Origin of the sequence: Pantoea sp. SOD02 (genome assembly GCF_024707505.1) — a bacterium.
Taxonomy (GTDB): Bacteria; Pseudomonadota; Gammaproteobacteria; order Enterobacterales; family Enterobacteriaceae; genus Pantoea; species Pantoea symbiotica.
Map to the genome: position 1 here is coordinate 463753 of NZ_CP102604.1, position 12314 is coordinate 476066.

Here is a 12314-nt window from a genome sequence, read left to right on the forward strand (position 1 = left end):
GCCTCAAGCCATTCCCCGCAACTTCATCTTAAGAAACTTTTTCTTCAGGCTAAATCTGACTTTACTGTCCATCATAAATGAAGCGAAAGGCACGTTTTCTATCGCCTGCTTTACCACGCCTTTTTCATGCTCATCGCTGATTAACGGATAAAACTTATGTGCCAGATTGATCCAATGGCAAGCGAGCAGGTTGCGGTATGTTTCACCCAACACCGCATCCATCTGTTGTGTAGCTTTGATTAGCATTGATATTTTTTCGGCATCCAGCGCGCTGGAGAGGCTTTTCTCTCGTTTGAAATAGAGATAAGGCCCGAACTTAGCCAAAAATATTTTCTCACTGGCTTTCAGGATCGAGGGAAATAAATACGCATCCTCGTAGCAGCTGAAGTCAGGAAAGCGGTTATCTACCAACAACGATCGTCTAATAAACTGGCCAATAAAATGCGCCTGAATATCGCGATGGATAAGGAATTTTTCAATCACCAGATGTTGCGACAAGGCGGTAACCTGCAAACCTTTCCACTTATGTGGTTTGGTCTTCTTTTCATAAACCTCATTCAACGGTGCCAGCAGAATATCGGGTTGTTGTGCCTGTAAAAACTGCACGATGTCAGTAAAGGAGTTCTGCAGAAGCTGATCGTCACCATCCAACATAGTGACATAGTGGCCGCTGCATTTGCTGACGCCAAAATTTCTTACCTTGCCGATGTTACGGAACATCACGTCGAAGATTTTCACCTGGCTGAATGAGGCGGCAAAAGTGTGCAGCAACTCACTGGTGTTATCTGTGGATGCGTCATTCACCAAAACAATCTCGACCGCATCCTCAATGCCAGAGCAGGCCTTTTTAAGGCTGTTTAACGTCTCAACAATGTACTTTTCGCAATTGTGAGCCGTGACCAGTACGCTGAGAGTGCAGGGTGAATCCATAGGTAGCATCTGTCCGTTAATGTTCTGAGAGCATTCATTGCTAACAAGTCTATCGCTTTCTACGCCGAAGGGAATGAAATTGTGTTGCACGGCTTCGGTGATCATCCTCACAACTCCACACATCATTAATTACCGTAACTAAACTTTTACCCCGATCCGCCGATATTTTTTCCACTGAGTCCGTGCGCTTTGCCCCACGATTTTGGGGCTCTACGATCAACTTCTGGTGTGGAAAAATGTCATGATCGCAACGCCCTTGTCAGGCCCGGCGGCTTCGCCGGTGGAAATGGTTTCGCTCAAACGTATCGCCCAGCGCGCGGATAGCCTGGCGGTGATCCTTAGTTGGGCGCTGTTGCCGATTGCACTTGGCGTTGGCTGGCTCAATGACAGCGTGCTGGTGGCGTTGATTGCTGGCCTGGTGCTGGCGCTGCTGGCGACGTTTTTCGGCACCGCGTTGCGCGGCACTCTCACGTCGCGGCTGGTGTTATCCACGTTGTTAATCGGCTGGGCGGGCTTGCTGATTCAGGTAGGCGGCGGCGAAACTGAATACCACTTCTCGGTGTTTGTGCTGATGTCGGCGCTGCTGGCGTGGCGTGATGTGCGCCCGTTATTAATGGGCGCTGCTGCTGCGGCCACGCATCATGTGTTATTCAATTATCTGCAGGAAAATGATCTGTTCGGCGTGGTGGTGTTCCATCATCCGGGCTGGGACATGGTGTTTTTCCACGCGCTGTTTGTGGTGGTGCAAGCAGCGATGCTGCTGGTGATTGCGCGCCAGATGGCTGCGGATGCGCGCTCCGCCAGCGAAGTGGCGCAACTGGCGGCCCACATCAATCAGCAAGCCGGTTATCTCACGCTGAGTGCCGATACCCAGCAGAGTGAAACGCCGTTCGCGCGCACCTTCAGTACTACGCTTGGCACCATGCACGGCACCTTGCATCAGGTTAGCGACGGCGTAGGCCTGTTGCTGGCGGAGTCCGATAGCATTCTTGAACGCAACGCCGCGCTCTCAACGCGTACCGATGAACAGGCGCAGGCGCTGGAAGTGGCAGCCAGCGCGATGACGGAAATCAGCATCGCCGCCAGCTTAACCCGCGACAAAGCGCAGAGCGCACGCGAACTGGCGAGTGAAACCCGCGCGGTGGCGACGCGTGGCGAAGAGAACATTCAGTCGGCGATTCGCTCGATGGAGAAAATCAGCGAAGAGTCGAGAAGGGTGAAGATCATTCTGGAGCTGATCGACGGCATTGCGTTTCAGACCAACATTTTGTCGCTGAACGCCTCGGTAGAAGCGGCGCGCGCCGGTAACCAGGGACGCGGTTTTGCCGTGGTCGCCAGCGAAGTGCGCAACCTGGCGATGCGCAGCGAAAGTGCGGCGCGCGAAATCCGTCAGCTGATGGATGCCAGTTCAACCAGCACCGAGCACGGCACCGTGCAGGTAGAGCATGCGGCACAAACCATGCGCGAGATTCATAGCAGTATTAGTGGGTTATCGCAGCTGGTAACGGAACTGTCGGAGATGAGTGAGCAGCAGAATTTGAGCATTGAGCAGATTCAGCAGAGCATCAATAGCATCGATCATAGCGTGCATCATAATGTGCAGCACGTGGCGGAAACGTTGCAAGTGGCGCAGCAACAACAGCAGCAGGCCAATGCGTTGAAGCAGGCGATTTCGTTGTTTAGGTTGGGGTAAGTGCGGCCATTAAGAAGGTCGCCATGAATGGCGACCCTACGTCGGAATTTGTAGGGTCGCCATTTATGGCGACCTGGTTAATCACCGCGCGGACGCGCTTACGCGACGCCGTTCACCAGCAACACGCGGTACTTCGCGCCTTTCAGGCGATGCGCCTTGGCTTCCTGATACGCCGGGCTGAAATACCAGCCTTTCGCCGCCTCAGCATCCGGGAACTCCAGCACCACCACGCCTTCCGCTTCCGGGCCTTCCAGCGTTTCCAGCGCGCCATAAAACGCCAGCGGGGTGATCGGGTGATCGCCGCGCGCCTGGCCGGCTTTCTCGGAGTACTTCGCCAGCTCGTCTTTGTCTAAGGTTTCGTCCTTAATAAACACCACATATGCAGCCATTACTTCTCTCCTCGCGCCTGGCGTTTGTCTTCAGTGTTGTTATCGAAATCGGCGGCATCATGGCGCTCCAGCAGCTGATCCTGCGGCTCGGCACCAAAGGCGCGATTCACTTTCCGGCCACGAATCACCGCCGGACGCTCGGCAATCTCTTTCGCCCAGCGCACCACATTTTTGTACGACTGCGCATCAAGGAATTCGCTGCCGCCATATTGGTTGTTCAGCACCAGATTGCCGTACCACGGCCAGGTAGCGATATCGGCGATGGTGTATTCATCACCGGCGAGGAAACGATTGTCGGCCAACTGGCGATCCAGCACGTCCAGCTGACGTTTGGCTTCCAGCGTAAAGCGGTTGATGGCGTACTCGATTTTTTCTGGCGCGTAGTGATAGAAGTGACCAAAGCCGCCGCCGAGATACGGCGCAGAACCTTGCAGCCAGAACAGCCAGTTCAGGGTTTCGGTGCGGCCCGCCAGCGAGGTCGGCAGGAAGTGGCCAAACTTCTCAGCCAGATAAAGCAGGATGTTGCCGGATTCGAACACGCGCTGCGGTGGCGTGACGGAATGATCGCTCAGCGCCGGGATTTTCGAGTTCGGGTTTACATCGACAAATCCGCTGGAGAACTGATCGCCATCGCCGATACGGATCAGCCAGGCATCGTACTCAGCGTCTTTGGCACCGACCGCCAGCAACTCTTCCAACAGGATGGTGATTTTCTGGCCGTTTGGCGTGCCGAGCGAATAAAGCTGCAGCGGATGTTTGCCGACCGGCAGGGCTTTCTCGTGCGTCGGCCCGGCGGTTGGACGGTTGGTTTTCGCGCCGTTACCTTTGGCTTCCGGGTCCCAGGTCCAGACTTTCGCGGGCTGATACTGATGTTCCGACATAGTGGTTTCGCCTTGTTGTGTTTGTATTTTTGCTGCTACTGAGTGTAGCAGCGCGTGATACAGGCGATTTAACCGCGCTGGCGGTGCGACGCAAAGTCCGATTATGTAAAGTTCTCTTGCGTAAACAGCATAAAGTCCACTTTGCCGGGCTGATAGGTGTCGGGAATCTCGCCCTCTTCCAGATGTCGCAGCATCAGCGTTAAGGCCAGCTGGGCATGGCGCAGGGTGTTTTGATCGAGGGTTAAGGTCAGCACGCGATCCTGCAACAGCCGACGTGTGGTGCTGTACAACTCGTGCGTGACGTACAGCACTTTGCCGTCGAGCCGATGCCGCGCCAGCGCTTCGTGCACCTGGGTGTTGCCAATGCCGGTGTTATACAACCCGACGATCGGTGTGGGTGCGGCCAGCGTTTTTTCTAACAGGCGGCTGATGCGTTCGCGTTCATCCTGACCGGCAAGAATCTCGCGCAGGCGCAGCTGCGGAAAGCGTTCGGCCAGCACCGCCTGAAACCCCTCAATGCGCAGGCGATGCGCTGCGTAATCGGCGCGTCCGCTCATCAACACCACTTCACCCGGCTGCGACAGCATGCTGCCGAGCATCAAACCGGCGGTGCGTCCGGCTTTGTATTGATCGATGCCGACGTGACACAGCCGCGCGGCATCGGGCAGATCGGCGACCAGGGTGATCACCGGCACGCCACGCGCTTTACAGGCGGCGAGCGCATCGTAGATCAGCGGGTTTTCATGGGCGAAAACGATCAGCGCGTCCATCTTTTTACTGCTGGCGGTGATGTGTGCGGCAAGTTTTTCCGGCGCGTTTTCCGGAATCAGCGTGCGATGCAGGCGCAGGCGACGATAACCGAGTTCGTCGGCGAGTTTGGCGAAGTCTTGCGCTAATTGCTGGAAGAAGAAGGAGGCGTTACCGCTGAGCAGCACTTCGATCTGCCACGGATGGCGATGCTCCTCGGGCAGAATGCGTTTCAAACCGGCATCACGTGCTGCCTGTAGGATTTTTTTGCTCATGGCGGGTGATACGCCGCCGCGATCGTTGAGTACCCGGTCAACCGTGGCGACACCAACGCCCAGTTGTTTTGCCAGCTCGGCCAGCGTCACTGCTTTCATGTTGCGTGCATTCCATCAGAGCGGGCCCTCATCCTAACCTTCTCCCGCCAGCGGGAGAAGGGACCGATCGAGCACTTAACTAACCCAGCAGCTCACGCTCAATCAGCTCACGGGTTTCCACCGCCTGATACTTCATCTTTTCCGGATAGCCAAACAGCGCCGCCGAGATAATCGACTCGCCGCCGACCTTAAAGGTGCGGTTGGCAAAATTCATCTCGCGCAGCGCTTCAAACAGCGCATCGAAATTCACTTCGCCTTCACCGACCGCCACGTGCTGGTGGATAGTGGCATCCACGCCTGGCGGGTTGACGATATAGCGGCAGTGTTTGGTGTGGTTCATGGTATCGGCGATCAGCATATGCGACAGATCGTCGCCCGCGTAATGCAGCATGTTCTTCACATCGCCCACGCCTTTGTCGTAATAGAAGGTGTGCGGTGCGCTGTAGATGTACTTCACGTTTTCGCTGCGGAATGACTTCACAATGTCAGCGGTTTCGTTGCTCTGCTCGCAGAAATCCCACGGATGCGCCTGAATTTCGACGCGGATGCCTTCACGTTCGATAATCGGCAGCAGCTCTTCCATCGAGCGATAGAACATCTCTTCACAAATTTCTGGCTCGTTGGGATTGCCCGACAGCTCGGTGTTGATCACCTGCACGCCCATTTCGACGGCGATCTCGATCATGCGTTTCCAGTTCTTCACCGCCGCCTGACGACGCAGTTCATCCGGGCCAGACCAGCGATAAACGGTGATAAACGAGGAGATTTCCAGCCCGGTGGCATTCAGCGCATTTTTGTATTCGCGCATGATTTCACGGCTGGCTTTCGGATGTTTATAGAACGGGTTGATCTGCGGATGCGGCGACTGCTCGATGTACTTGTAGCCCCATTCTGCCACCTGATGCACCATGCGCGTGATGCCGAGATCCCTGATTACATCCACATCAAAAGCGATTTTCATTGTTTTCTCCTGAGCGTTAAGCGGTGCGCTCTTCATTAAAGACCACACCGATCTGCTGCCGCACTGCATCCATCGCGTTCAAGGTCGCCAGCGAGGTGGCAAGCGGACGCACAGGTGAGTCGGTCAGGCCCTGATGAATACACCAGGCGGTATGTTCGATTTCATGACTGAGCTGAATATAGCGATTAGCCGGTTCTTCCCAGCGCAGCGTGTGGCGGCCATCGCTGGAGGTCAGACGGAAGTTACCCGGCGCGTAAAACTGGCCGTCTAGATAAAGCGTGGCATCACGACCGGCGATTACGGCGGTGCCAGGCGTGTTGCTGAACAGCGTGGTATTGAGCACCGAATGCATGCCGTTGGCGTGGGTCAGCAGCATCGACGCCTGTCCGTTGACGCCACCCGGCGCGGGCTGGCCCACGGCGGTAATGCTAGCGGGTGCACCGCCGACCAAAACACTCAATCCCAGCAGATAGCTGCCGAGATCCAGCATGGTGCCGCCTGCCAGGTCCGCATTGAAAATGCGGTGATCTTCTGTGAAGTACTCGCCATGATCGGCCAGCAGCGTGTGAAGATCACCCAATGCGCCATCGGCTAACAGCTGGCGAATCACATCGTATTTCGGCGCAAAGTCGCACCACATCGCTTCAACGCACAGGCGCTGCTGCTGTTGTGCTGCCTGTTGCAGCTGCAAAGCTTGCTGCGCGTTGAGCGCCAGCGGTTTTTCAATCAGCACATGTTTGCCAGCCTGCAAGGTACGCAGACCGTCGCTGAAGTGATGATTATGCGGCGTGGCGATATACACCACATCGACATCGTTGCGGCTGAGCAACGTATCAATACCTTCCACCGCATGCGGGATTTCCCATTTAGTGGCAAAGGCTTGCGCTTTATCGAGGCTGCGCGAGGAGACCGCCACCAGCTGCTGCTGCGTATGGTGGCGCAGCGCGTTGGCAAAGTGATCGGCAATCCAGCCGGGCCCAACAATGCCCCAGCGCAGCGCAGGAATTTGATGGGCAGGATGACGACGCGGGACAGGTAAAGTGGTAGGGAACATGGTATCTCCGTTTATTCGACCTTTTTAAGGCAGATCGCGTTAAATGTAGGAAGAGCCAACCGCAGTCTCTACTCTTTTTCTGATGCGAAACCATCAGCCTAAACCGCCTTTAATGCGCCAATAAATATCAAACATTTATTCTGAATGGTATGGAAATGAAATGGGTTGTTTCGTTTTTGCGAGGACGATCAAAATACTGAGAGATTCTCTATCACTCAATGCCGTTTAATGATGATTTCTGCGTTTGAGGATTGGTGATTTATAGCGGGTTAGGGCATTATTTTTGATAATTTATTATCATTTTTAATCTGGAAATAGCGCATGAGTAAAATCACTATGACCGCGATTGCCGCTGCCGCCGGTGTTGGCGTGGCGACCGTCGATCGCGTATTAAACCGTCGTGCGCCGGTGCGCGCCGCCACCGAACAGAAGGTGCTGGAAGCGGCCAATCGCCTCGGCTATCGCATCGGCAATGTGCCGCTGCTGAGCGGCATCTCGCCCGCCTTAAGCGTAACGCTGCGCATGGGCTTTATCCTGCTGTCAAAATCCTACTCGTTCTATCATTCCCTCACTGATGCGCTGCGCCAGCATACGCAGCCGTTTCATCCGGCAGGCTGCGAACCGCTGTTTACCTGGCACGACATTGATGATGTGGAAGCGGTGGTGGCCTCGCTGTATGCGCTGGCCGATCAGGTAGATGCCATTGGTTTAGTCGCGCTGGACCACCCGCTGATTCGCCATGCGATAGAAAACATATCGCGTCAGGGCGTGCGGGTTTATGCGTTGTTTTCCAACTTTTCACCGTGCGGCCACGCCGGTTATGTCGGTCTCGATAATCAGAAAGCCGGGCGCACTGCCGCGTGGATTGCCACGCATCTGCTGCATCAGCCGGGCTCGGTCGGCGTGCTGGTGGGCGACCATCGCTTTATCTGCCAGGAGAGTAATGAGATCAGTTTCCGCTCCTATCTGCGCGAACAGGATAGCGCACGGCGTGTGCTGGAGCCGCTGAAGACCAATGAATCGATTGATGGCGGCTACCGTTCCACGCGTCAGTTACTGGAAGAACATGCCGATTTGGCGCTGATCTTCGCGCCGTGCGGCGGCATTGAGGGCGTGATTCACGCGTTGCGCCAGCAGCCGCAGCGCAAGGTGGCGTTGATTTGTCATGGTCCGGTGAAAGAGGGCGAGCTGGCGCTGATTGATGGCACCATCACGGTGATGATCCGCAATCGCATCGACGAAATGGCCATGCGTTTGGCGCAGATGGTGCAGCAGCATCATGCGGAGCCGGGCGATCATTTCACCCAGATCATCCTGCCGTTCGATATCGTCACGCGTGAAAACCTGTAATACATTACAAAAAGGTCGCCATAAATGGCGACCCTACAAGGTTTGGTGCGGTTTTGTAGGGGCGCCATTTATGGCGACCAAACGGTGTCAATGCTGGAATTGATAGATAATCTATCATCATTGTGATAATAAATAACTTGATCGCTATCAAAAAATGAATATTTCATGGTTGTTTGTGATGAAATATTTATTTGATACTTGCGCTATCCACTACCGCAAGGAACGATCATGACTATTCATATTGCTAACGCGCCCTGTAGCTGGGGCGTTGATGACCCGAAAAATCCTTTCCTGCCGCCGTGGCAGAAAGTCCTGAGTGAAGCGTCACAGGCCGGTTATAAAAGCATTGAGCTGGGCCCGTGGACCTATCTGCCGGTTGAACCTGCCGAACTGCGCCAGCAGCTGGAAGCGCATGATCTGTCGCTGGTGGCGGGCACCATTTTTGATGATTTGGTGAGTGAAGCCAATTTCCCGGCGATGGTTGAGTTGACGCACAACATCTGCCGCAACTTGTCGCTGGTGCCGACCGCCACCAAAACCCATGCGGACAACAAACCTGCGCCTTATCTGGTCATTATCGACTTCGGCAATCCAGAACGCGCCAAATACGCCGGTCAATCCGACAAGGCGCCGCGCCTGCCAGATGAAGATTGGCAGCGCATGATGCAACACATCACCACGCTGAGTCAGATTGCCTGGAACGAATATGGCGTGCGCGCGGTGATCCATCCGCATGCCGGCGGCTGCATTGAGTTCGCTGACGAGCTGCAACAGCTGGTGGAAGACATCCCGCACGAGGTAGCCGGTTTGTGCCTCGACACCGGCCACCTTTACTACTCCGGCATGGATCCGATTCCTTACCTCAGCCGCTATTGGGATCGCATCGATTATCTGCACTTCAAAGACGTTAACGACGCGGTGTGGCGCGACGTGATTGCGCGCGGCGTCGATTTCTTTGCTGCCTGCGCAGAAGGCGTAATGTGCCCGATTGGCAAAGGGGCGATTGATTATCCTGCGGTACGCGCCTTCCTGGCAGAGCGCAATTATCAGGGCTGGATCACCGTCGAGCAGGAGCGCGATCCGCGTGATGCCGACACCAGCCTGCGTGACGTCACCGCCAGCCTGCACTATTTGCAATCGGTCGGATTCTGAGGAGAACAGCATGATTAACGGCATTAAAGCTCTGGATCGCTCGCTGCGCTGGGGCATGGTCGGCGGCGGCGGCACCAGCCAGATTGGGTATATTCACCGTTCGGCGGCCACACGTGACAACAACTTCACGCTGCTGGCGGGCGCCTTTGATATCAACGCCGAGCGCGGCCGCGCCTTTGGCACCTCGCTGGGTATTGACGCCGAGCGCTGCTATGCGGATTACGAAACGATGTTTGCGGCAGAAGCGGCGCGTCCGGACGGCATTGAAGCGGTGTCGATCGCTACGCCTAACAATACGCACTTCACCATCTGCCGCGCCGCGCTCAATGCGGGTTTGCATGTGGTGTGCGAAAAGCCACTGTGTTTCACCGCCGCCGAAGCCGATGAGCTGGAACAGCTGTGCGCCGAGAAGAAGAAAATCATCGGCGTGACCTACGGTTATGCTGGCCATCAGCTGATTCATCAGGCGCGCGAGATGATTGCGGAAGGTTTGCTGGGCGAGATCCGCATCATCAACATGCAGTTCGCGCATGGCTTCCATAACGAAGCGGTTGAATTGCAGAACGAAAGCACCAAGTGGCGCGTCGATCCGCGTTTCGTCGGGCCGAGCTATGTGCTGGGCGATTTGGCGACGCATCCGCTGTTTATCGCTGAAACCATGGTGCCGCATCTGCAGGTGAAACGCCTACTGTGCAGCCGCCAGAGTTTTGTCAAAACCCGTGCGCCGCTGGAGGATAACGCCTTCGTGATGATGGAGTACGACAACGGCGCGGTTGGCACCATGTGGGCATCAGCGGTGAACTGTGGTTCGATGCACGGCCAGAAAGTGCGGGTGATCGGCGAGAAAGCCAGCCTTGAGTGGTGGGACGAACAGCCGAATCAGCTGCGCTATGAAGTGCAGGGCGAGCCGGTGCAGATTCTTGAGCGCGGCATGGGTTATCTGCATCAAAGCGCGCTGGCGGACGACCGTATTGGCGGCGGGCATCCGGAAGGATTGTTTGAAGCCTGGTCCAATCTTTATCGCCGTTTTGCGCTGGCAATGGATGCCACCGATCGTGGCGATCTGGCGTTCCTCAAGGACTTTTGGTATCCCGGCGCGCATGCCGGTTTGATGGGCGTACGTTGGGTGGAACAGTGCGTGAAATCCGCCGATGCGGGTGCGGTGTGGGTGGATTGTTGAGATTGGTGCGGTGGTTGGCAAGGTCGCCATGAATGGCGACCCTACAGAGGATTGGCGCGTTTTTCGTAGGGTCGCCATTTATGGCGACCTGAAATTCAGTGTGAACGCAAATCGCTGAGAAAGCGCTGCGCGCGCGGGTGCTGCGGTTGGGTGAAGAACTGTTCCGGCTGTGATTTCTCCAGAATCTGTCCCTGATCCATAAACCAGATGGTATCCGCCACTTCACGGGCAAAGTTCATCTCGTGGGTGACGCACATCATCGTCATTCCTTCCTGCGCCAGACCGCGCATCACCGATAACACTTCGCCAACCATCTCTGGATCGAGCGCCGAAGTCGGTTCATCGAACAGCATCACCGGCGGCTTCATCGCCAGCGCTCGGGCAATCGCCACGCGCTGCTGCTGGCCGCCAGACAACTGCGCCGGATAGGCATCGGCTTTATGCGCTAAGCCGACGCGCTCCAGCAATTCACCGGCCTGACGACGTGCCTCGCTGCGCTTCACGCCCAGCACTTTCATCGGCGACATCATGATGTTCTCGGCCACCGACACATGCGGGAACAGGTTGAAGCTCTGAAACACAAAGCCGATGCGCGTGCGCAGTTGATTGAGGCGCGTGCTGCTGCCGTGAATATCGGTGCCATCAAACACGATCTGGCCGTCATCGATGGGTTCCAGGCGGTTAACGGTGCGGATCAGCGTCGATTTTCCCGAACCGGACGGGCCGCACACTACCACCACTTCACCGGGATTAATCTCGGCGCTCAGGTTGGTCAGCGCCTGATACGCGCCGTACCATTTGTTGACCTGATTAAACATGATCATCGGTCCCATGCGGTTTCCTTATTGCGAAGAGGTTTTAGTCAGCATCACCGCGGGCGCCACGCTGGACGTTGGTAGCGGCGGTTGACGACGTTTCTGCGCAATGTGCGCTTCGAGTTTATTGGCCAGCCAGGTAAGGCTGAAGCAGATGAGGTAATAGCTCAGCGCCACAATGGCGAACACCTGGAACGGTTTGGTCAGCAGCTGATTGCTCACCTGATTGGCAGCAAAAGTCAGCTCCGGCACGTTGATCACGTAGCCGAGCGTACTGTCTTTGATGATCGACACCAGTTGGCTAACCAGGCTGGGTAAGGTATTGAACAGCGCCTGCGGCAGAATCACCAGACGCAGGGTTTTCAGGTGGCTCATGCCCAACGCGCGCGAGGCTTCGTATTGGCCGTGCGGCAACGCCTGAATGCCGCCGCGCACGATCTCCGCAATATAGGCACTTTCATAGATCACCAGCGTACACAGCATGGTGGCGAAGCCGCTGATGTTGTGGCCAATCAGCAGCGGCACACAGAAGTAAGTCCAGAACACCACCATCATCAGCGGGATGCCGCGCAGCAGGTAAACCCAGCCGGTGGCGGGCCAGCTCAGCCAGCGCCATGGCGACAGACGCGCCAGGCCTAGCAGCACACCAATCGGAAACGCCAGCAGCACCGCCAGCACCGAGATCAACAGCGTACAGAGCACGCCGCCAATCGGACCGTTCGGGTATTGGCCCATCAACAGCAGCATGCCGTTGTCATGCAAAATGGTGAAAATCTCAAACATCGCCA

General features: G+C 56.0%; 12 protein-coding genes. 4 read left to right on the top strand and 8 right to left on the bottom strand.

The features are described from left to right. Positions 1–3 precede the first annotated feature (3 nt). A complete protein-coding gene (locus tag NR302_RS02020) occupies positions 4–1035 on the bottom strand; it encodes a glycosyltransferase family 2 protein (protein WP_258144412.1) in 1032 nt (343 codons plus the stop codon). A 136-nt stretch (positions 1036–1171) separates the two neighbouring features. On the opposite strand from NR302_RS02020, the gene NR302_RS02025 reads away from it, so the two are divergent. Continuing rightward, positions 1172–2623, top strand: a complete 1452-nt coding sequence (locus NR302_RS02025; protein ID WP_258144413.1) for a methyl-accepting chemotaxis protein — start codon at positions 1172–1174, stop codon at positions 2621–2623. Between the two features lie 98 nt (positions 2624–2721). Here the strand turns inward: NR302_RS02025 and NR302_RS02030 are convergent, their stop codons facing one another. The 5 genes from NR302_RS02030 to NR302_RS02050 all read right to left on the bottom strand — a co-directional run bounded on the left by NR302_RS02030 (position 2722) and on the right by NR302_RS02050 (position 7029). Further along, positions 2722–3012 carry a DUF1330 domain-containing protein gene (locus NR302_RS02030; RefSeq protein ID WP_179451863.1) on the bottom strand — a complete coding sequence of 97 codons (291 nt, stop codon included), beginning with the start codon at positions 3010–3012 and terminating at the stop codon, positions 2722–2724. Continuing rightward, positions 3012–3893: a glutathione-dependent disulfide-bond oxidoreductase gene (yghU, locus tag NR302_RS02035; RefSeq protein ID WP_008106935.1), complete on the bottom strand. Its 882-nt coding sequence runs from the start codon at positions 3891–3893 to the stop codon at positions 3012–3014. The genes NR302_RS02030 and yghU overlap by 1 nt, the downstream gene beginning before the upstream one ends. A gap of 101 nt (positions 3894–3994) precedes the next feature. Further along, complete coding sequence (locus NR302_RS02040; protein ID WP_154154584.1) at positions 3995–5014, bottom strand: LacI family DNA-binding transcriptional regulator; 1020 nt, start codon at positions 5012–5014, stop codon at positions 3995–3997. Positions 5015–5093: 79 nt separating this feature from the next. Then, positions 5094–5975: a sugar phosphate isomerase/epimerase family protein gene (locus NR302_RS02045; protein WP_007888450.1), complete on the bottom strand. Its 882-nt coding sequence runs from the start codon at positions 5973–5975 to the stop codon at positions 5094–5096. A gap of 16 nt (positions 5976–5991) precedes the next feature. Further along, positions 5992–7029, bottom strand: a complete 1038-nt coding sequence (locus tag NR302_RS02050) for a Gfo/Idh/MocA family protein (protein ID WP_258144414.1) — start codon at positions 7027–7029, stop codon at positions 5992–5994. A 321-nt stretch (positions 7030–7350) separates the two neighbouring features. On the opposite strand from NR302_RS02050, the gene NR302_RS02055 reads away from it, so the two are divergent. From NR302_RS02055 to NR302_RS02065, 3 genes are all read left to right on the top strand, one after another. Continuing rightward, a complete protein-coding gene (locus NR302_RS02055; protein WP_258144415.1) occupies positions 7351–8379 on the top strand; it encodes a LacI family DNA-binding transcriptional regulator in 1029 nt (342 codons plus the stop codon). Positions 8380–8607: 228 nt separating this feature from the next. Further along, positions 8608–9531, top strand: coding sequence for a sugar phosphate isomerase/epimerase (locus NR302_RS02060; protein ID WP_258144416.1), 924 nt, complete (start codon positions 8608–8610; stop codon positions 9529–9531). Positions 9532–9541: 10 nt separating this feature from the next. After that, positions 9542–10711 (top strand): Gfo/Idh/MocA family protein, encoded by a 1170-nt coding sequence (locus NR302_RS02065; protein WP_258144417.1) that lies wholly within the window; start codon positions 9542–9544, stop codon positions 10709–10711. A gap of 95 nt (positions 10712–10806) precedes the next feature. Here the strand turns inward: NR302_RS02065 and NR302_RS02070 are convergent, their stop codons facing one another. Both NR302_RS02070 and NR302_RS02075 read right to left on the bottom strand, forming a co-directional pair. After that, complete coding sequence (locus NR302_RS02070) at positions 10807–11544, bottom strand: amino acid ABC transporter ATP-binding protein (protein WP_008106948.1); 738 nt, start codon at positions 11542–11544, stop codon at positions 10807–10809. A 9-nt stretch (positions 11545–11553) separates the two neighbouring features. After that, complete coding sequence (locus tag NR302_RS02075; protein ID WP_258144418.1) at positions 11554–12309, bottom strand: amino acid ABC transporter permease; 756 nt, start codon at positions 12307–12309, stop codon at positions 11554–11556. Positions 12310–12314: the final 5 nt, after the last annotated feature.

Coding starts and splice junctions, on each gene's coding strand:
- NR302_RS02020 (WP_258144412.1), bottom strand. CDS start 1,035: ATGATCACCGAAGCCGTGCAACACAATTTCATTCCCTTCGGCGTAGAA.
- NR302_RS02025 (WP_258144413.1), top strand. CDS start 1,172: ATGATCGCAACGCCCTTGTCAGGCCCGGCGGCTTCGCCGGTGGAAATG.
- NR302_RS02030 (WP_179451863.1), bottom strand. CDS start 3,012: ATGGCTGCATATGTGGTGTTTATTAAGGACGAAACCTTAGACAAAGAC.
- yghU (WP_008106935.1), bottom strand. CDS start 3,893: ATGTCGGAACATCAGTATCAGCCCGCGAAAGTCTGGACCTGGGACCCG.
- NR302_RS02040 (WP_154154584.1), bottom strand. CDS start 5,014: ATGAAAGCAGTGACGCTGGCCGAGCTGGCAAAACAACTGGGCGTTGGT.
- NR302_RS02045 (WP_007888450.1), bottom strand. CDS start 5,975: ATGAAAATCGCTTTTGATGTGGATGTAATCAGGGATCTCGGCATCACG.
- NR302_RS02050 (WP_258144414.1), bottom strand. CDS start 7,029: ATGTTCCCTACCACTTTACCTGTCCCGCGTCGTCATCCTGCCCATCAA.
- NR302_RS02055 (WP_258144415.1), top strand. CDS start 7,351: ATGAGTAAAATCACTATGACCGCGATTGCCGCTGCCGCCGGTGTTGGC.
- NR302_RS02060 (WP_258144416.1), top strand. CDS start 8,608: ATGACTATTCATATTGCTAACGCGCCCTGTAGCTGGGGCGTTGATGAC.
- NR302_RS02065 (WP_258144417.1), top strand. CDS start 9,542: ATGATTAACGGCATTAAAGCTCTGGATCGCTCGCTGCGCTGGGGCATG.
- NR302_RS02070 (WP_008106948.1), bottom strand. CDS start 11,544: ATGGGACCGATGATCATGTTTAATCAGGTCAACAAATGGTACGGCGCG.
- NR302_RS02075 (WP_258144418.1), bottom strand. CDS start 12,309: ATGTTTGAGATTTTCACCATTTTGCATGACAACGGCATGCTGCTGTTG.